An 18,960-nucleotide genomic window follows, 5' to 3' on the forward strand; every position below is an offset into this window, starting at 1 on the left:
TTATCTCGCGAGTTTGTGGTAACGGTGCGGTACGAAAGGTAGCGGACAGACTGTCAATTCGATGGCCGAGTTCCGCACCACTGCATTGAGGCGGGTGCCGGCTGCGGTTAAGGCCCGGTCGATCAAAGCCATCGCAATCGGCCGGTTCAACGTCGGCGAGAAGCTGCCGCTGGTAACGATGCCTACCTCGCGGCCGGCGCTATCCAGCAAAATAGCTCCATCCCGGACCGGGATTTTGCCCTCGACCAGCAAACCGACTCGACGCCGCCCGGCGGCGTTTTGCCGCTGCGCCAGAATGGTTTCGGCACCGGGGAAATCGGTATGGCCTTTCTTAAAAATCCAGTTCAAGCCGGCCTCTATCGGCGTGATGGTTTCGTTCAATTCATGTCCATAGAGACACAGCCCGGCTTCCAACCGCAAGGTATCGCGGGCGCCCAAACCGATGGGTTCGACGCCGTCTTCGGCCAGCAATAATTTGGCGATTCGTTCGGCATCTGCAGCCGGCAATGAAATTTCGAAGCCATCCTCGCCGGTGTAGCCGCTACGGCTGACGGTGCAAGTTACGTCGGCGACGCTGGTCTGGCAGACTTGCAGAAAATTCAGCGTCGCCGCCTCGCCCGAAAATTTTGCCATCACGGCAGCCGCACCGGGGCCTTGCAACGCCAATAAAGCCTGATCTCTTAACGCTTCGAATCGACAATCGGCCGGTAACCGCTCCCGCAAATAAGCAAAATCCTTGTCCTTGCAACCGGCATTAACGATGATGCCGACCCCATCCGTAACACGGGTGACGATGATGTCGTCGATCACGCCGCCGGCGGCGTTGGTCAGCACCGTGTATTTTTGTTGGCCGACCGCCAATTCGGCGATGCCGCCTGGCGTCAATTTATCCAACGCCGCGGCGGCACGGTCGCCAAAAATGCGGCATTGGCCCATGTGGGAAATATCGAAAAAACCGGCCTGGCTACGGCAATGCAGATGCTCGTGGATGATGCCGTTTTTGTATTGCACCGGCATTTGGTAACCGGCGAAGGCGGTCATTTTGGCGCCCAACTCGCGGTGGAGGGCGGCAAGCGGGGTGAGTTTCAAGTCTGTCATGGCGGCCGGACCTATGTAGCCGATTCGTCGTGCCCGGCAGCGGCCGACGGTGTGGGCGGCGCGCTCTGCTGCAGATCGACGCCGCAATCGGGACAATAGCGTTGATCGGCCGCGACCTGGGAACCGCAGGCCTGGCATTGCGCCGTTTGCGGTATTGGGCCGCCGCAATGGCCGCAAAAATGGGCGTTAGCGGATACGGCCGCGTGACATTGCCGGCAGCGTCGCTTGTCGGTGCCGGCCAGCCACGGCCTTAGCTTGGCCAAATCGCTCAAGGCCAGAACCAGTTGGTCGGCTTGGCGGTAAGCCCGCAACACCAGCCACACGCTGACGCCGACGATCAACGCCAGTACGCTGCCGTAATAAATCGTTTGGCCGGTGGTATTGACGAAGGGCTCCAGGATCTCCCAAAACAGGCTTTGCGCCATGGCCAAGATCACTAACGCGCATAGCGGCTCGGCCACGCTCATCGCAAAGGACAGCGCGCCGCCGCGGTCCGGAACCGTTTGCAGCGCCAGGCTGGCGCAGAAATAAAACAACACCAAGGCCGCCAGTTTCGCCGCGAACCAAACGATTTGCCCGGCCTTGAAATGCCAGAACAATTCCAACTGGTCCATCATCGGCACCAGCGAGACCGCCTTGCCGATAGCCAATACCGTCAACAGCGTTACCAGCAGTTGGGCGGCGCGTAAAGCGTTACTGTTTGCGGACATGTTGCCTCCTGTGACAGGGTGTTCGAACTGACGGGGAAGTGTTCGGCGGGCTTGGACAGCGCCCGCACTCAAGGTCCGGGCTAGCGTAGCATAGAACCGGTTCGGACGGGATTGGCGGCAACGCCCGCCTTGCTGGAACGCATCGCCGCCCGGATGCTAGCCAGAGGCAAATCAGGGTTTGCCGAGATAAGCGAAAAATTCCTGCATCCACTCCGGTCCGCGCTTTTTCGGGAACTGGTTGGGGTGGGTCTTGACCCACTGTAGGGCGTAGATCATCGGCACCGAATCCGGTTGCGTGATATGGCCGGTATGCCAGAGTTTACGCACCAATCGCGATACCTGAAATTTCAACTCGATGTGTTCGACCGTGTCCGGCGCCGGCTCCCGGCAATGCTCGGCCGGCGAGGTCACCAGATATTCGCGGCAGGCCAACGGCCGCTCGGGGTGAATCGAGCAGCTCTCGTCCTCCAAAAACGGGCAGGCGATATTCTGGCGGAAATAATCCAGAGCATGGCTCTGCACGGCGTCGTGGGTCGTGCCTTGCTGTAGTTGTTGTTGCAATTGCGCCAACCAGCCGATCCGATCCAACTGGGCGCAGCCGTCGGCAAAACGTTGTTTGACGGCGCTGCGCCGGGGTTCCGGCAAGCGTTCGACCACGGCGGCGATGTGGTAAGCCTCGAATTCGGCCAGGGGCACCACCTGCCGGCAACAGGCACCGCAGCCGGCCCGGCAGGAGATCGGCCGGTCCCGGTCGACAAAGGCTTCTACCGCGGTATCGACGAATTGGTTATCGATCTGCTGCAACGCCGGCAGCACGCCGAGCGGCGTGACCTTGTCCGCGGGGACGGCGAACTTCAATTCCAGCGGTTTGCCGTAAAGCGTCAAATTGACTTGGGCGGGTACTTTTTGGGCCATATTCTAAAACTCGTTTGCTGAATTAAACGGCCGGGCAGCCGCCGGCCAATTTTAGCGCCTTCCGCCGACCTCAATGTCGTTGAGTTAAGGATGGTAGGAGCGGGGCATGCCCGCGATCAAACGCTTTCGGTCGCAGGCATAGCCTGCTCCTATAGGATGTGAACCAGCCGTTCTGTTTCTTAACTTAACGGCATGACCGTCGGGTTTGGAGAGTCCGGAAGAAAGCAAGCTCGCCGGGCGCTTACGGCCTTGCGAAATAACGGCTGCAGCAGCCGTCGGAAAAATCCCTTTCCCATTGCGGAAAATTAATGTTAAAAGTTTCCCCTCAACCACCCACGAGGAAATGCCTGTGATCTCAGCCGCTATTTATATCCTGACCGTCAGTTTCGCCGCCTACGCCATTTACAAAGTCCAGGCCAAATAAGTCTTAACCCGGCCGATGTCCAGCGTCGACAGAATTCCAGCGCGGACCGGAACGCCGCGCAGTTACTGGGTCAAGGAAAGCGCTTTCGGCATCTGGTTTCTGAATACCTACACCTGGCGGCAACGGGTACTGCGCATCGCATTAAACGATCTGGCGCGGTTGTTGCCGTCCCGCCCGGTCCGGCCGGCGATACTGGATATCGGCTGCGGCCGCGGCAATTCGTTTGCGTTACTGGAAACCCAGTTCCAGCCGCAGCATATCGCCGGCATCGAGATCGATCCGGCCCTGCTGGCGGACGCGGTCCGCGCCGGCTCCCAGTGTTCCTGCCGGGTCGACGTCACGCTGGGCAACGCCGAACAATTGCCCTATCCGGACGCCAGCTTCGACGTGTTGTTCTGCCACCAAAGTTTTCACCACATCGTCAAACACCGCGAGGCCATGCAGGAATTTTACCGGGTCTTAAAACCGGGCGGGCTGCTGCTGTTCGCCGAATCCTGCAAGCGCTTTATCCATTCGTTGCCGATCCGGCTGCTGTTCCGCCACCCGATGCAGGTGCAAAAAACCGCCGACGAATACATCGCATTGATCCGCGACAGCGGCTTCAAACTGGACGATAGCGCCATCTCCAAGCCCTATTTATGGTGGAGCCGGCCGGATGCCGGTGCGTTGGAATGGTTCGGTTTTTCCCTGCCAAAGCAGCCGGAACCGACCTTGGTCAATTTAGTCGCCGTCAAATAACGTGGCGGGTTTGCACGTTGCCCGCCGCGGCCTGCCGGCCGCTTTGGCTTCTATCCTTATCGCCGCCTGCACACCGCCACCGCCGACCGCCGCGCTGCCGGAGCTGGCAGCGCCGCAGGGTCCTACCCGACACGTCCTGCAACTGGTCGCCGCCAGTTGGCCGGGCGGCAACGCCAGTTTGCTCTGCGTGCTGGAATTGAACGCCCAGCGCATCGCGCTGGCCGGGACCAGCAAAGACGGCCTGAGTTTGTTCAATCTGAGCTACGACGGCGAGAATCTGGTACTGGATAAAAATCCGTTGCTGCCGGATACGGTCGACCCGCGCGCTATCGTCGCCGATATGCAGTTGATTTATTGGCCGGTCGCGGCTCTGCAATACCGTTTACCGCCCGGCTGGCATCTGCAAACCGGCGCTACCCGCCGCGAACTGTTCCAAGGCGAAGAAAAAATCGCCGAAATCGTCTATTTATCCAGCGAAACCGATTGGCCGCGGCACGCCGAGTTGGCGAATCTGCGTTACGGCTACCGGCTGAGCATCGATACCCTGAGCTATGAACTGGTATCTGAATGACTTAGGCATCCTCTGCGCGCTGGGGTGCGGCCAAGCGGAAGTGCTGGCCGGCTTGTTGCACGGCGACCGCAGCGGCCTGCGGCCGAGCGACGAGTTCAGTCCGGGCCGACCGCAATGGCTGGGCGCGGTCACGGCGCCGTTGCCGCCAATTCCCGCCGAGTTGTCAGTCTACGCCTGCCGCAACAACCGATTGCTGTTGGCGGCTGTCGAGCAAATCCGCCCCACTGTCGAAGGGTTGCGCGAGCGTTTCGGTCCGCACCGAATCGGTATCGCCCTCGGCACCAGCACCTCCGGCGTGCGCAACACCGAATCGGCGCTGGCCTACCAATCCAAGCACGGCCGGCTGCCGCCGGACTATCATTACAAACAACAGCAGATGGGCGCCGGCGCCGATTTTCTGGCCGACTATCTGCAAATCCACGGCCCGGCCTACACGCTGTCCAGCGCCTGCGCGTCCAGCGGTAAGGCCTTTGCTTCGGCGCAGCGGCTGTTGGCGATGGACTTGTGCGACGCGGTCGTCGTCGGCGGCGCCGACAGCCTGTGCGGCTTGACCGTCAACGGCTTCGCCGCGTTGGAATCGGTCAGCGCCGGCCCGTGCAAACCCTTCGGCCGCCGACGCGACGGCATCAACATCGGCGAAGCCGCCGCCTTGTTCGTCCTCAGCAAACAACCCGGACCGGTGCGCTTGCGCGGCGTTGCCGCCAGCAGCGACGCCTACCATTTCTCGGCCCCCGACCCGGACGGCACGGCGGTCAAGGCTGCGCTGCGGACCGCATTGGCGCAAGCCGGCCTGAAGCCGGAACAAGTCGATTACCTGAATTTGCACGGCACCGCCACGCCGTTGAACGACGCGATGGAAAGCCGCGCGGTGCATGCCGTGTTCGGCAGCCGCACGCCGGCCAGTTCCAGCAAAGGCATGAGCGGCCATACTTTGGGCGCCGCAGCGGCATTGGAATTGGGATTTTGCTGGCTGCTGCTGCAAAGCCAGGACCCGGACGGCCGCTTGATCGCCAACGTCAACGGCGACGACATCGACCCTGAGTTACCGCCGTTGCACTGGGTGACTCCCGGCCAGACTTTGGGCCGGCCGATTCGAGTCTGCCAAAGCAATTCCTTCGCCTTCGGCGGCAGCAACGTATCCATCGTTGCGGAGCGGGCATGAATCCGGCAACCGACTTTGCCTTAGACGATTACCGCATGACCGACCTGCTGCCGCACACCGGCGCCATGGTGCTGTTGGAGCGGGTGGTAAGCTTTGACGCCGACCGCCTCAGCGCGGCATTGACCGTGCGCGGCGACGGCCTGCTGTTCGGCGACGAGCGGGAGGTTCCGGCCTGGGTGGCGATAGAATACATGGCGCAAGCCATCGGCGCCTTCGTCGGTCTGCAAGCCAAGCTGGCCGGCCAGCCGATTCGGCTCGGCTTCCTGCTCGGCAGCCGCCTGTTCGAAAGCAATGTTGCCACCTTGCCGGTCGGCTGCAGCCTGACCGTCGCCATCGAAAAAATCGTGCACGACGAACAATTAGGCGTTTTCGATTGCCGGGTCAGCGGCGACAATATCGAAATCGGCGCCAAGCTGAATGTTTACCAACCCCGTTTCGACCAACCGTTAACCGATGAATAAAACCGTTCTCGTCACCGGCTCCAGCCGCGGTATCGGCAAAGCCATCGCAATTTACCTGGCCCGCCGTGGCTACGACCTGGTGTTGCATTGCCGCAGCCGACTTAGCGAAGCCGAAGCCGCCGCCGCCGAAATTACCGCGCTGGGCCGGCAAACGCGCATCCTGCAATTCGATATCGGCAACCGCAGCGAGTGCGCCGAGATACTAACTGCCGACGTCGAAGCCCACGGCGCCTACTACGGCGTGGTCTGCAATGCCGGCATCAGCGCCGACAACGCTTTTCCAGCCTTGACCGGCGAGGACTGGGACAGTGTGATCCGCACCAATCTGGACGGCTTTTACAACGTGTTGCAGCCGCTGGTGATGCCGATGGTCAGGCGGCGAAAACCGGGGCGCATCGTGACCTTGTCGTCGGTCTCCGGCTTGATCGGCAACCGCGGCCAGGTCAATTACAGCGCGGCGAAGGCCGGTATCATCGGCGCCAGCAAAGCTCTGGCGCTGGAACTGGCCAAGCGCGAAATCACGGTGAATTGCGTGGCGCCGGGCTTGATCGACACCGACATGACCGAAGCCTTGCCGCTGGACGACATCAAACAAATGATCCCGGCCCGCCGGGTAGGCCGCCCGGAAGAAGTAGCGGCGGCGGTGGCGTTTTTGCTGTCGGAAGACGCCGGCTACATCACCCGCCAGGTGATTTCGGTGAACGGAGGCCTGTGTTGAAACGGGTGGTCGTTACCGGCATGGCCGGCTTATCGCCGATCGGCAGCGACTGGCCGACCATAGCCGAACATCTGCAAAGCGGTCGCACCGGCATCCGCGCGCTCCAGGAATGGGACCAATACCGCGGTTTGAACACCCGGCTGGCGGCGCCGGTGGCTTTCGAGCGGCCGGCCCACTACAGCCGCAAACAAACCCGCAGCATGGGCCGGGTGGCGCTGCTGGCGACGTACGCCAGCGAACTGGCGCTGATCGATGCCGGCCTGCTGCACGATCCTTGCCTGAGCAGCGGCCGTACCGGCATCGCTTACGGCAGTTGCGCCGGCAGCTTCGAGGCCATCGCCGATTTCGGCAATATGCTGCTGAACCACGCCACCGACGGCCTCAACGCCACCTCTTACATCCGGATGATGGCGCATACCGCACCGGTCAATATCGGCCTGTTTTTCGGCATCAACGGCCGGGTCTATACCACGTCCAGCGCCTGCACCTCCGGCAGCCAGGGCATCGGTTACGCCTACGAAGCCATCAAATACGGCCAACAACAGGTCATGCTCGCGGGCGGCGCCGACGAGTTGTCGGCCTCGGAAGCGGCGGTGTTCGACACGCTGTTCGCGACCAGCTTGCGCAACGACGAACCGGACAAATCGCCGCGGCCGTTCGACCGCGACCGCGACGGTCTGGTGATCGGCGAAGGCGCCGGTACGCTGGTATTGGAAGAGCTGGAACACGCGCGGGCCCGGGGCGCCCGCATCTACGCCGAAGTCGCCGGTTTCGGCACTAACTCCGACGGCCTGCACGTGACCCAACCCGACGCCGCCGGCATGCAAACCACAATGCGTCTGGCCTTGCACGACGCCGGCCTACCGGCCTCGGCCATCGGTTATATCAGTGCCCACGGCACCGCCACCGAGCACGGCGATATCGCCGAAAGCCGCGCCACCTTCGACGTGTTCGGCGGCAACACGCCGATCAGCGCGTTGAAAAGCTTTACCGGCCACACGCTGGGCGCTTGCGGCGCTTTGGAAGCCTGGGCCGCGATCATGATGATGAACCAAGGCTGGTTTCACCCGACCGCGAATTTGGACCAAATCGACCCGGCCTGCGCCGATCTGGACTATATTCGTCAGCAAAGCCGACGCTTGGACACCGAATACGTCGTCAGTAATAACTTCGCCTTCGGCGGTATCAATACTTCGCTGATTTTCAAACGTTTTTAACCTGACGAGGAATAGCACATGAAAAAGTTGATCGCGCTGTTATCGGCTTTGATCGTGCAAGGATGCGCGTCGCCGGTGACGAGAATCGAACCGGTACCGGCCACGGAGACCATCGCCCGTTTGTGTATCGAGGAAAACCCGAAAACCTATATGGAGGATTTTCTGCCGGAAGTGCGCGCGCAATTGGCTGAACACGCCATCGCAACCGAACTGCTGGGCCAGGGCGGCGACTGTCCGTACACGATGAGCTACGAGGCGCAATGGTCCTGGGATTGGTTCTGGACTTTTAGCGTATATTTGTCGATGGCGGAATTTTCGGTCACCAAAGACGGCCGCCAAATCGGCATGGCGTCTTACACCGCCGCGTTGGGCCCGTCCGCCGTCGGCCGCACCAAAAACAAAATCCGCCCGTTACTGATAGAACTATTCAGAAAATAAAGCGTAACGTTTTACTACAACCTAGGAGACAACCATGCTGCACAAGATCGTACTCGCGCTGTTTTTGAGCCTGTTGGTGGGCTGCACCACCACCGGCCATTTCAAAGTGCCGGAAGGTTCGCAACTTTATCTGTACAAGCGGCCGCAACCGGTGGACATTAAAGCCAACGGCGAAGTCACGACCCGGCCGTTCTTCTGGACCGCAGCCGGCATGCCGCCGGGCGGCGGTATTCCTTACCGGCTGGAGAAAGACGGCAAGATGTTGAAAGAAGGCAAGCTGCGCGCCAAATTCCGGGTGGTTTCCATATTCTGGCCGCCGTTCTCGTTGATTTACTGGCCGATGGGTCTGAATCCGAACATCACCTACGATCTGATCAACGACAAGCAGGAATAATCCTGACCGCTTCGGTTCCGGCCCAAGCCCGGCCGCGAACCGAAGCCCCGGGTTACGCCCCGCCGCTCGACATGCTGCCGAACCGGCCGCCGATCCTCCGTTAGAACTTGGTGCCCTGTGCAGCATCGCCCCGCTTCCGTTGCCGTACTCGCCAAAGCCCTCGGCAATCAAGAAAAGCCACAATGGGTTTTCCCGTTAGCCCGAATGCTGTTAAATTACCCGCCAATAGCGGCCGACCTTGCTACGGCCTGACGCCACTGCTTCCGCAAACTATAGAGCTACGCATGATCACCCAAGCACAAGCCGACCAACTGGCCGAAGCCTGGCTCCAGGCCTGGAATAGCCGCGATCTGGCGCGGATCATGGCACACTACGCCGACACCATCGACTTCTGCAGTCCGTTTATCGTCAACCTGCTGCAGCGTCCCGACGGCCGATTGCTCGGCAAACCCGCGGTCCAAGCCTATTTTGCCCAGGGTTTGGCCAAATTCCCCGATTTACATTTCACGCTGTTGCAGGCCTTACCCGGCGTCGGCAGCGTAACCTTGCTGTACCGCAGCGTTAACGATCTGCTGGCGGCGGAAACGATGGAAATCGACGCCGCCGGTAAAATTTGCCGGGTCATGGCGCATTACAGCGCCACGGCGGAGCGCATTTAGCACCGGCGACCGGCGCGTCGCCTTTAAATTCGGAACGCGCTGCCGCAGCGTATTATTTGGAATCTTGATACACAGGAGCTTATCGCTATGAGTTTGAGTCTGGTCATCGGCAACAAGAACTACTCGTCCTGGTCGTTTCGGCCCTGGTTTTACCTGAAACACCACGGCATCGAATTCGACGAAATCCGAATTCCGCTGTACCAGGAAGAATCCAAAGCCAAAATCCTGCAATACTCGCCGTCCGGCAAAGTGCCGGTGCTGATCGACGGCGAACTGCGGATTTGGGATTCGCTGGCCATCCTGGAATATCTGGCCGAACGCTTCCCGCAAACCCAGGGCTGGCCGGACGATTTCGCCGAACGCGCCTTGGCCCGCTCGCTGGCGGCCGAGATGCATGCCGGCTTCACGGCATTGCGCACCTACTGCGGCATGAACTGCCGGCGGACGCCGGCCGCCAAGCATTTGCCGGAAGGCGTGCAACCCGATATCGACCGTATCGGCGAGATCTGGCAACAATGCCGGCGCCGGCACGGCAAAGACGGCCCCTGGCTGTTCGGCCGTTTCGGCATTATCGATGCGATGTTTGCGCCGGTCGCGTTCCGTTTCCACAGCTACCAGTTAGTCACCAACCCGGAAGCGCAAGCCTACGTGCAAACCCTGCTGAACGATCCCGACGCCCAAGCCTGGATCGAAGCCGGCAAGCACGAAAGCGAGGTTATTAGTGCGTTTGAGTAGGGGCGCGAGCAGGTTGGCGCGTTTTCTGAAACTAAGTCGTTTTGTAGACATTCCTTAGTTTAGGGAACCTCTAAAAATTCACTCTCGATCCAAGAGATGGATAGAGTGAAGGATGTAAGCAATTGATTTTAAACTCCTCATCCCAACCTTCTCCCCCTGGAAAAAGGAGTTTGTTTTATTTTTAGAGGTTCCCTTTACTCTATCGCTAATCGGGGCGGATTTAGCCCAGTAAACTTAGGAGCTTTGCTTTTATCGGGCCGATTCATGATGGCGAAATTGTGGCAAAGCGTAAATGGTCTGTGGTTCTTTGGCTTTCTGATGGCTTTGATCGAACGCGTCAGCAATCCCTTGGTAGTGATTTTGGATAATGCATCCATTCATACTGCCAAGAAACTGAAACCTTATTGGGATTTGTTGGAAGAGAAAGGTATGCGATTTTATTTCCTGCCACCCTACAGTCCCGAGCTGAACCGCATTGAATTGCTGTGGCATAAAATGAAATATGAATGGCTGCCATTCAAAACATTTACGCCGGACGAACTTGACCAAGCCATTGACGAAATTGGTCGCGGGTTTGGCTTATAATACACGTTAACTTTTTGCTAGGCGCTTAATTAACCTATTCAAGGTTCTTAATTCGGAGGATATTGGTCAAAAAGACAGGTTTTTAGAATTATTTTTTGAAAACTATTGGTATGCTTAAAGGGTTATGATTATAAAAATATTGCTCCTGCTATTTTTTACTGGCTGTTCTAATATTGGTGGAGATCGACTTCCGCCTGCGAAGCAATTCGATACAAAAGCTATTGAGCAAGAACTAGTTCTTCGGAAGAAAGATTTAGACAAGGCTAGGAGTACAGAAGTTTTTGATCCAAATGCTGTCAAGCCATCCGGGATTAATACAGTTTTCGGGCTTGCTCTCGGTAAGGTGTTTAATTTGCCAGAATGTTATAAATCTCGTTATAAACCAGGATATTACGAGGATTTTTCAAAATTTGTTTGCTTTGAAAAAACTCTTGCCAATAGAGATGCTTCAAAAATGGTTTTGATCCAGTTGCCTTACGAGGATTTTCCCTTAATAGTTTATTGGGGAAGTAAGCTGTATGCGACAATTATTGATGACAATCTTGAGCTAATAAGGCTTAAGACAACAAGTGGAAAAGATATTGTTTTAACAAAGTTGAAAGAGAAATATGGGGATCCGCTAAAGCTGGAGTCATTTGATGTCAAAACAAAAATTGGAGCTTCATTTGATGCGATAAGGGCCGAATGGAGGGTGTTCAATATTAAGGTGGTATATAATAGCATCGATCAAAATCTCGATTTCGGTTCGCTAACAATTGGGACGGAAAAGGGTTTTGAAGATTTAGATAAATCAATTCAGTTCGATATGCAAAAAGGTCGGCAGCTATAATATTTGATTTTTAGTGATTGCCGGGATTAATTGTTAATCGGCAATTTTGTTTTAATTAGAAAGTAGCCTCGATGTAATCGAGAATTCGAAGGCCAACTCCCTATCTTTTGCCGACATTGCCCTGATGATTTGATGGCCAATTGTACTCAATTACCGACATTGGTCTGATGACCGAGCTCGGTACGCACCGCGTACCTTTTGGCTTTGTCCCTCCACGATAGCTCTATTGGTACGCTGGATTTTGCGGGCCGTAGGGCGGATAAGCGAAGCGTCATCCGCCAAATTGGCTAATCTTTACCAATCGGTAACGGATTTACCCGCAGGGTATAAAGGCCAGTTCGAGTTTCCATCGTTTGGTCGATGCCGGCGTTTATGCTTTGGATTGGGCGGGCGGTGTGTCCGAAGCGGTTACCGCCGGGGAAATGGAAGACGAGTCGTAATGCTCGAACGGCGCTTCGTTTATTCGCCATTCGCCCCTCAACTCCAATACCGGATTTATTTAAATCGAATCGGGAGGTTTTATGGCCGTATATCCGCTGCTGGCGTCTATGATGGCCGGTGCCAACATCCATTCATCGCATGTTTTTGAAACGCGCGTCATACCGTATCTGCTGGAGACTTGGCTAGACGACTATAGGCGTTTCATTAAAGCCAGCGAAATTTTGGAGACTAGCGTCGACGGCTTTTCGTATTTGTTCGATGCGACGGTTGAGCGATTGATCGCCGCTTGGGGTGTTAGCAGCGGTCGGCATGCCGGTGCCCGCGACCGTTCTCGAATGGCCGGCCACCCCCTCAGCGATGGTCCAGATTATCACCGGGGCCATTCCATCCCGCATACCCTGGGTGGAACGACCGATATTAACCTGGTTCCGCAGCTCGGCGCCGTCAATATCGGTCCGTTCCGGGAGCTGGAGAAACGCGCGGTAGCCACACCCGGTTCGTTGTATTTTACCTATTGGATATACGGCGCGTCAGGCAGTCAAAGGCCGTTGTATGTCCAACAGGGACTGTTAATTCCGGGGAGATTTCCTGACATTAGAACTCATCCGAATTAGATTTTTCGTGGGCTTTATTGGCGCGGGTTGTTCGGGGTTCGGGTTCTCGGCGCGGGCGGCCTGCCACAGGCTGATTCGGCAATGATCAGCGGGTGAATCAACACCGAATCGGACAGGAGTAACCGAACCAAGTCTTCGTTCTATGACTCTGTACGCCTGCGAGCATGACGGCCCTTGTCTATAACGTCGAGCCGAGGAGAGCGGGCATGGCAAGCTCAGCAGCGCTGCCATCGGAGCGAAGCGCGTTACAGCGGCCTTACCGTCCTGCATCCGGGAAAGCCGCTACATCCCCAAAACTGGTTGCCGGCATTGTCGCCTTTGCTCGCGGTTCTCAGGATCATCGGTTTGCCGCATTTGGGGCAGGCATTTTGATTGGCTTGCTGTTTTTGCTCGACGATGGTTTTGACATGTCTAACGTGCTCGATATGCGTTTTGATGGACGGCCTTAAACGACCGGCTTGCAATTTGCGGCAAACCTCCTGCACTTCACTATCGGCCAACAGGCGTTGCTGCTTGCTCTTGATAAAGCGGATGTAACCGCCGGCATAGACCACGTTCTCCGGCATCGGCGTTTTGAATTCGCTGTCGCCGACAAACACGACCAGCGAGAATAATTTGCTTGGGTCGAGTTCCAATGCCGATTGCAACGTCTGCGTGTGTTTATAGTTTTGATGCAACGGATTCTGGAATTGGTTTTTGTGTTTGTAGATTTGCTGGGTCCATAGCTTTTGCTGTGGGCTACCGAATATCCAACCTTTCAAGTTCTTGGTCTCGATGACGAAAACCCCGTACGGCGACACGATGACATGGTCCAGCTGGGTGGTGCCGTCTTCGGTGGGTAACGTGACGTTTTTGAACAGGCGGTAGACGTTCTTATCCAAAAATAGCTTGGCGGCTAAATTGACTATCGCTTCGCCGATGATGCCCTTCATCAACGGCGACTTTAACAAGCTGATGAAGATCAGCAACACCAACAGCCACCAATAGGCGGCGAAGGCTTGGCTAAAAGCTTGTACGACCATTTGAGTTAAATTCATGACGGGATTCCTGTCGGGGGGTTAGACGTTGACCGGGCCGGTAGCATCGGCCAAACAAAAATAGGTCAAGTTTCCAGTTTCGCCACGGTTTCCTCGTTCCCATTCATGCCCTGCGGGTACGCCACGGCGCTCATCGTCATACACCAGTGCCGTCATGCCCGCAGGACGCGGGCATCCAGCGCCATGGACGCTAGCCTCAAGCTCTCCTTGCCGCCAGGAGTTCTGTGGAGGACTGTGGGAACCGGAAAGGCTGATTTTTTATGTTAGTCAATTTGCCAAAATTCCCCCACCTTTCTATGCGACTAAACCGCCAGGCGACTCGGATATTTCGTTAAGTCCGGGTTAAGCGCGTTCGCCGACATTGGCAACGCCAACGGCTTCGCACCTGCTTCAAATAACACCCATACCTCGCGAAAAGGTCGCAATTTCGGCAATCCCTGCGTTTGCCTTACGGGCTTAGTTGGCCAAGCCATTGGCGAGCACAACATGACGTTTAACTAGACCGAGAAACGGAGATTTGACTATGCATCGTAGAATTCTTAATTATTCAGCCCTGGTATGCAGCATATTCTTGACGGCTTGCAGCGCCAAAGGCTATCGAGGCCCCGAATTACCGGACAATCAAGTCGCAACGATCGAGCTGAAAGCGCCCGCCTTGTCCAAGGTTCCTTTATTCTGGGTTTTTCCGTTGAACATGCTGCTCTGGTTTTCCGAAGACTGGAACGAAACCTCTTGGGGCCCCAATATTTTTGTCGGCTATATCGAATTGGATGATCCGGATGCAGGTACTTGGGATGTGGATGCATCGAGCAAGGTCAAGCTGGACCGATTCAGCAAAGTCTATGTACGCTCCGGCACCCGGAGCGTAAGAACGATGGAGACTGCCTTTGTCAAAAAAACGGTTGCCGGCGATACCACTTACCAAACCGGTTCCTGCGAATGTACGGAACGGGAAGCGAATAACCAAAAACAAAAAGTCTGCGAAAAAAAGACAACCAGTTCAACGCCTTATTTCGTTACCGAGCGCGACACAACCTGCACCCTGGTATTCCATGCCTTCGCCGGGCAGACGTATCGGGCCTTTAACCGAAACGGTCGGCTGATGTTGCAATATTCGGATGGCAAAATCGATAACGATGCAATGTGTCAAAGCAAAGATCGTAGCCGGCAAACTTACGAGTCCGGATATTCTACAAGCCAATGCACACCTTGACCGCTAACCGTTACGGAGTGGCGGTAGGGCGGATTCCTGGCGGCTGCTGCGTATCCAGGGGGGGCATAAAGCGGTACGGCGCGGTTTTCATTCCAGTATGGGTTCCCCTGCCGTTGCAAAATTCTGCCGACAGCCAACTCGGTTTTGGCATGGGCCAGAATCGGGCGTTGCAGGTCCGGTCCGACGCCGGCTTGCCGTTACAATTCGAAGGCCTGATCTCCTCGCTCGGGCAGATTTCGGGCTATGACCTGGCTATGTTGTCTCGACGGGGGCGAGTGATGGAACCCGAGTATCGGGGAGGCGGGCGTCGGCGTCTAAACTGGTTTAGCGGCATTGGCCGCCGGACCGAGCCGTTATCGTGTATTACATGTCATCAAAATTTCATCGAATTGAAACTTAATTTTCTTGTGGGCTGGTTACCATTTTTTTCGCAAGTTCTGTGACAGGGCTTTGCTAACCACAATAAACGACTTCGTTCTCAAGGATATAAAGATCATGAAAGTTTTTAAAATGACATTAGTAGCCGCTGCTGTTGCGGTTGTCGTTGCACCTATGGCTCACGCGGCTGCCACCGAGTTCGACAATTTTACGCCGATGATCGGCAACACAACGCCACTCAATCCAGGCTCGGCCACACCTTACAAATTGTCGTCGCCGAATTTCATCCAGGAAACCATCGCGGATCGTAAGACCCAAAATACCTTGGTTCCAGGCTCCAACTCAGGCAGTTGGGACATGATCGCCGCCAACGAAACCGGACCTAACGCCGGCCGCTATTTGTTCATGCCATTCGAAACCGGTGCCGCCGGTGTGCAACGTATCGATTTGTGGGACAACAACTACAACACCCGCACCACTACCATCGTCGCTCCAGGTACCCAAGGTTTCGTATCCGGTGATGCATCGTTGTGGACGCCATGGGGCGGTTATCTGACTGCTGAAGAGTCCTGGGGCGCAGGCAGTTCTAAAGGCCGTTTGTTCGAGGTCAGCAACCCCACCAGCGCCGCCGCGAACGGCGGTACCTTCATCCAACGTTCGATCCTGCCCCGCGTTTCTCACGAGGGCTTAGCATTCGACAAAAACAATAACCTGTATTTCGTCGACGAATTGAACGGCGGTTCTGTCTATAAGTACGTTTCGGCCAATCCATTCGCCACCAATGGCAACGACTTTTTCGCTGCCGGCCAAACTTTTGCGTTGAGAGTGGGAGCCGGTGGCCAGTTCGAAGGTAACAATGCTCCCGCCATTACCGGCGCCTCTACTTGGGAAGCGATCACCGACGTTAACGGTGGCGTTCTGGCCGGTATTTCCGCTCTGCTGGGAGATGGTACGATCGATGGCCGGGTCAGCGCCGATAACGCCGCCGTGAAAGGCACCGGCTTCAACCGTCCGGAAGACATGGAAATTCAAAACTTGGCTAACGGTAACCAATTCTTGTATTTCACCACCACCGACTCCGATGACGACGGTAACACCGCTAACGGTCGTAGCCGGGTTTATTCGATCGACTTGGGTACCAGTGAAGTCAAACTGTTTGCCGACAGCAACACCATCGATATGGCGACAGGCTTGGCGGCTGGCGGCGAATTTAGAAATGCCGACAACTTGGCCATCGACGGCGAAGGCAACATCTACATCATCGAAGATCAAGACGGCGGTGTGGAAGACGTTTGGTTCGCCAAAGACGAAAACCGCGACGGTGTGGCGGAGTCGATTGGCAAATGGATCAGCTTGACTACGGCGGGTGCCGAAAGTACCGGTTTGTATTTCGATAAATTCAACCCGAACAAAGCCTACATCAACGTTCAACACCCTGCCGACGGCATCGACCGTACCATCATGTTGACTGCGGCCCCGGCTGCGGTACCCGTTCCTGGGGCTGCTTGGCTGTTCGGTACTGCTTTGGCTGGTTTCCTCGGCTTGCGCCGCAACAAAGCCTAAAGCATCAAGGAAACAAGGATGTTTCCTTCAAATCCCTATCCGGGTTCCCGTGGAGCACAAATAAGACCGGTGGCCAAACCCGACCCGCAAGCGGTAGGGCTTGTTTTGCTTAGCTTTACTTGGTTCTCACGCTCCCGCTTGGGAACGCCTGCCCGTTAATCCATAATTTGGACTAACGCACAGTATCCTCGCCAGTGCCCAATGGCATTTTCCATCGTTCCCGCACTTTGGCGTGGGAACGCATACCGACTAACCCGGTACAGCCCGAATTTTCGGCGAGTACCGTTAGCAACTGTGCCGCAACGACTTCGATTAGGGGCTGTTGCCGTTTTACATGGGTAACCAAATAAAAGCGCAGGCCAAAGCGACAACGCTTTCAAAATTGCGTTTCAATTTGTCATATCGCGTCGCGATGGCTCTGAAATGTTTCAATCGCGCAAAGACATTTTCAACGAGGTGGCGATATTGGTAGAGACACCAATCCATTCCGTCATTCCCGACGATTGAATTCTGTTTTCTAGGAATGATGGGCACACTCCCTTTCTCTCGAATTTGAATCCTTAGAGGTTCACTGTCATAGCCTTTGTCAGCGACCGTGTAGTCAGCCAAAGGCAGTTTAGCCACTAATTTCGGCGCTTCTTTACAGTCATGGACTTCACCACCGGTGACCGAGAAATGAATAGGCAGCCCGCAGGCATCAACGGCCATATGGATTTTCGTGGTGTTACCCGCGACGGATTTCCCAATCGCGGCATCCTGTTCACGAGCCGCGCCACTACTATGCTGATGCGCTTTTACGATACTGCCGTCAATAAAGGTCCATTCCAAATCGGGTGCCACAACTAGACCTCGAAAAATGCCCATCAGTTTTTCTTGCAGTGACCACGCATTGAACCGTTTGTACACGGCATTCCACTTACCAAACGTGGCAGGCAGGTCTCGCCAGGGGCAGCCGACTCGCATGCGATAAAAAATCCCTTCTACCGTTTGCCGGAGCGAAGGCTTGTCGTAAATCCCCAGGCTTAACATGATGGCTTTGAATTTATTCCAGTATTCGTCCGTAAACAATTGTCGTGGCATCGGTTGCTTGTCTTTTGATTGAAAAATCAATCTACTGAGGCAGAGCCGCTCAATTTCAAGGCTATTGTTTGAAAATGGCAACAGCCCCTAGTGTAATTCCAACCAGCAAGCGATAACCTATTCCGTCGCGATTCAATTAGACGAATTCCCACCCCAGCGCGGGAACCCGGGAACGCATTCCCCGCTCTTAGGCTCGGATTTGGCTTACTGCGCGAGGAGGGGACCATAAGATGGATAGCATTATCTCCCTGGTGGAAAACCATATCGAATATGCGCCTTGGATCATATTCGGCCTGTTGTTGCTTGCCGGTTTTAACGTTCCGGTACCGGAAGACGGCATGTTGTTTGTTGCCGCGACGTTTGCCGCGCGCAATCCGGAGCAATTGCCGCAACTTTTCGCCGCCGTTTATCTGGGGGCATACCTTTCCGATCTGATTTGTTACGGCCTGGGCCGGTATTTGGGGCCCAAACTGAGCCATTGGCGGCTATTCGCCAAAATCATGAACCAAGACAAGATCGACCGGGTCGCCGGATATTATCGAGACTATGGGATGTTGACGCTGTTGTTCGGCCGATTCGTACCGTTCGGCGTGCGTAATATCTTGTTTTTGACGGCCGGGCTGGGCCATATGAACGCGGGTAAATTTGCCGCGGCCGATTTGGTGGCGTGCACATTGTCGTCGGTGGTGTTTTTTAGCGTTTATTACCGCTACGGCCAGAAAATCGTCTTGATCGTCCAGGAAGTGAACGTTGCGCTGTTCGTCCTCGCAGTCTCGGTCGGCGCCTATTTTTATTTCAAACGCAAAAACGCAGCTTAGCGTAATACGCCGCCGGGCTATGCTTGCCCCGCTTCGGCGCGGGAATGCCTATGGCCTGACTATTTTTACGCCTCGGCTTGTCCGTAAAGCCGTAAGGGTTCCCTTTGCCAGCTTATCAGGCTACATCCGGGGCGGCCAAGGCTCAAAAGCCCAGCAAGGCCG

At 56.0% G+C, this 18,960-nt stretch carries 21 protein-coding genes; 16 read left to right on the forward strand and 5 right to left on the reverse strand.

The annotated features are described in order from the left end of the window. From gcvT to MKFW12EY_RS04950, 3 genes are all read right to left on the reverse strand, one after another. Positions 1 to 1,098, reverse strand: a complete 1,098-nt coding sequence (gene gcvT / locus MKFW12EY_RS04940) for a glycine cleavage system aminomethyltransferase GcvT (RefSeq protein ID WP_221054100.1) — start codon at positions 1,096 to 1,098, stop codon at positions 1 to 3. A gap of 11 nt (positions 1,099 to 1,109) precedes the next feature. Continuing rightward, on the reverse strand, positions 1,110 to 1,808 hold the full coding sequence (locus tag MKFW12EY_RS04945) for a zinc ribbon domain-containing protein (protein WP_054763091.1): 699 nt from the start codon (positions 1,806 to 1,808) through the stop codon (positions 1,110 to 1,112). Positions 1,809 to 1,979: 171 nt separating this feature from the next. Further along, positions 1,980 to 2,723 (reverse strand): YkgJ family cysteine cluster protein, encoded by a 744-nt coding sequence (locus tag MKFW12EY_RS04950; RefSeq protein WP_221054101.1) that lies wholly within the window; start codon positions 2,721 to 2,723, stop codon positions 1,980 to 1,982. Between the two features lie 439 nt (positions 2,724 to 3,162). Here MKFW12EY_RS04950 and MKFW12EY_RS04955 point away from each other — a divergent pair, with 439 nt between their 5' ends. The 13 genes from MKFW12EY_RS04955 to MKFW12EY_RS05015 all read left to right on the forward strand — a co-directional run bounded on the left by MKFW12EY_RS04955 (position 3,163) and on the right by MKFW12EY_RS05015 (position 12,709). Further along, positions 3,163 to 3,885 carry a class I SAM-dependent methyltransferase gene (locus MKFW12EY_RS04955; RefSeq protein WP_054763095.1) on the forward strand — a complete coding sequence of 241 codons (723 nt, stop codon included), beginning with the start codon at positions 3,163 to 3,165 and terminating at the stop codon, positions 3,883 to 3,885. Positions 3,886 to 3,928: 43 nt separating this feature from the next. Then, the gene (locus MKFW12EY_RS04960) at positions 3,929 to 4,456 is read left to right on the forward strand and encodes a DUF3261 domain-containing protein (protein WP_245006437.1); all 528 of its coding nucleotides are present in this window, start codon (positions 3,929 to 3,931) and stop codon (positions 4,454 to 4,456) included. Further along, positions 4,437 to 5,618, forward strand: a complete 1,182-nt coding sequence (locus MKFW12EY_RS04965; protein WP_221054103.1) for a beta-ketoacyl-[acyl-carrier-protein] synthase family protein — start codon at positions 4,437 to 4,439, stop codon at positions 5,616 to 5,618. The genes MKFW12EY_RS04960 and MKFW12EY_RS04965 overlap by 20 nt, the downstream gene beginning before the upstream one ends. Then, entirely contained in the window at positions 5,615 to 6,079 is a 465-nt protein-coding gene (locus MKFW12EY_RS04970) for a hotdog family protein (RefSeq protein ID WP_054763140.1), read from the forward strand. The genes MKFW12EY_RS04965 and MKFW12EY_RS04970 overlap by 4 nt, the downstream gene beginning before the upstream one ends. Next, positions 6,072 to 6,797 carry a 3-oxoacyl-ACP reductase FabG gene (fabG, locus tag MKFW12EY_RS04975; RefSeq protein ID WP_054763141.1) on the forward strand — a complete coding sequence of 242 codons (726 nt, stop codon included), beginning with the start codon at positions 6,072 to 6,074 and terminating at the stop codon, positions 6,795 to 6,797. The genes MKFW12EY_RS04970 and fabG overlap by 8 nt, the downstream gene beginning before the upstream one ends. Continuing rightward, complete coding sequence (locus MKFW12EY_RS04980; RefSeq protein ID WP_082409920.1) at positions 6,794 to 8,014, forward strand: beta-ketoacyl-ACP synthase; 1,221 nt, start codon at positions 6,794 to 6,796, stop codon at positions 8,012 to 8,014. The genes fabG and MKFW12EY_RS04980 overlap by 4 nt, the downstream gene beginning before the upstream one ends. Positions 8,015 to 8,032: 18 nt before the next feature. Beyond that, positions 8,033 to 8,452 (forward strand): hypothetical protein, encoded by a 420-nt coding sequence (locus MKFW12EY_RS04985; RefSeq protein ID WP_054763142.1) that lies wholly within the window; start codon positions 8,033 to 8,035, stop codon positions 8,450 to 8,452. A 34-nt stretch (positions 8,453 to 8,486) separates the two neighbouring features. Next, a complete protein-coding gene (locus MKFW12EY_RS04990) occupies positions 8,487 to 8,846 on the forward strand; it encodes a hypothetical protein (protein WP_064020787.1) in 360 nt (119 codons plus the stop codon). Between the two features lie 284 nt (positions 8,847 to 9,130). Next, positions 9,131 to 9,505: a YybH family protein gene (locus MKFW12EY_RS04995; RefSeq protein ID WP_054763143.1), complete on the forward strand. Its 375-nt coding sequence runs from the start codon at positions 9,131 to 9,133 to the stop codon at positions 9,503 to 9,505. Between the two features lie 87 nt (positions 9,506 to 9,592). Then, on the forward strand, positions 9,593 to 10,240 hold the full coding sequence (locus MKFW12EY_RS05000; protein WP_221054104.1) for a glutathione S-transferase family protein: 648 nt from the start codon (positions 9,593 to 9,595) through the stop codon (positions 10,238 to 10,240). A 243-nt stretch (positions 10,241 to 10,483) separates the two neighbouring features. Continuing rightward, complete coding sequence (locus MKFW12EY_RS05005) at positions 10,484 to 10,825, forward strand: transposase (protein ID WP_256361243.1); 342 nt, start codon at positions 10,484 to 10,486, stop codon at positions 10,823 to 10,825. A gap of 124 nt (positions 10,826 to 10,949) precedes the next feature. Next, positions 10,950 to 11,654 carry a hypothetical protein gene (locus MKFW12EY_RS05010; protein ID WP_054763145.1) on the forward strand — a complete coding sequence of 235 codons (705 nt, stop codon included), beginning with the start codon at positions 10,950 to 10,952 and terminating at the stop codon, positions 11,652 to 11,654. 521 nt (positions 11,655 to 12,175) lie between these two features. Continuing rightward, positions 12,176 to 12,709, forward strand: coding sequence for a DNA/RNA non-specific endonuclease (locus MKFW12EY_RS05015; RefSeq protein WP_221054105.1), 534 nt, complete (start codon positions 12,176 to 12,178; stop codon positions 12,707 to 12,709). Positions 12,710 to 12,954: 245 nt separating this feature from the next. Here MKFW12EY_RS05015 and MKFW12EY_RS05020 read toward each other — a convergent pair whose 3' ends face one another. Beyond that, positions 12,955 to 13,746, reverse strand: coding sequence for a nuclease-related domain-containing protein (locus MKFW12EY_RS05020; protein ID WP_054763146.1), 792 nt, complete (start codon positions 13,744 to 13,746; stop codon positions 12,955 to 12,957). A 523-nt stretch (positions 13,747 to 14,269) separates the two neighbouring features. Here MKFW12EY_RS05020 and MKFW12EY_RS05025 point away from each other — a divergent pair. Then, on the forward strand, positions 14,270 to 14,959 hold the full coding sequence (locus MKFW12EY_RS05025; RefSeq protein ID WP_221054106.1) for a hypothetical protein: 690 nt from the start codon (positions 14,270 to 14,272) through the stop codon (positions 14,957 to 14,959). A gap of 495 nt (positions 14,960 to 15,454) precedes the next feature. Continuing rightward, positions 15,455 to 16,900, forward strand: coding sequence for an alkaline phosphatase PhoX (locus MKFW12EY_RS05030; RefSeq protein WP_221054107.1), 1,446 nt, complete (start codon positions 15,455 to 15,457; stop codon positions 16,898 to 16,900). 330 nt (positions 16,901 to 17,230) lie between these two features. On the opposite strand, the gene MKFW12EY_RS05035 is transcribed toward MKFW12EY_RS05030, so the two are convergent. Then, the gene (locus tag MKFW12EY_RS05035; RefSeq protein ID WP_054763859.1) at positions 17,231 to 17,980 is read right to left on the reverse strand and encodes an IS5 family transposase; all 750 of its coding nucleotides are present in this window, start codon (positions 17,978 to 17,980) and stop codon (positions 17,231 to 17,233) included. 230 nt (positions 17,981 to 18,210) lie between these two features. Here MKFW12EY_RS05035 and MKFW12EY_RS05040 point away from each other — a divergent pair, with 230 nt between their 5' ends. Then, positions 18,211 to 18,798 (forward strand): DedA family protein, encoded by a 588-nt coding sequence (locus tag MKFW12EY_RS05040; protein WP_054763250.1) that lies wholly within the window; start codon positions 18,211 to 18,213, stop codon positions 18,796 to 18,798. Positions 18,799 to 18,960 lie beyond the last annotated feature (162 nt).

Origin of the sequence: Methylomonas koyamae (genome assembly GCF_019669905.1) — a bacterium.
Taxonomy (GTDB): Bacteria; Pseudomonadota; Gammaproteobacteria; order Methylococcales; family Methylomonadaceae; genus Methylomonas; species Methylomonas koyamae.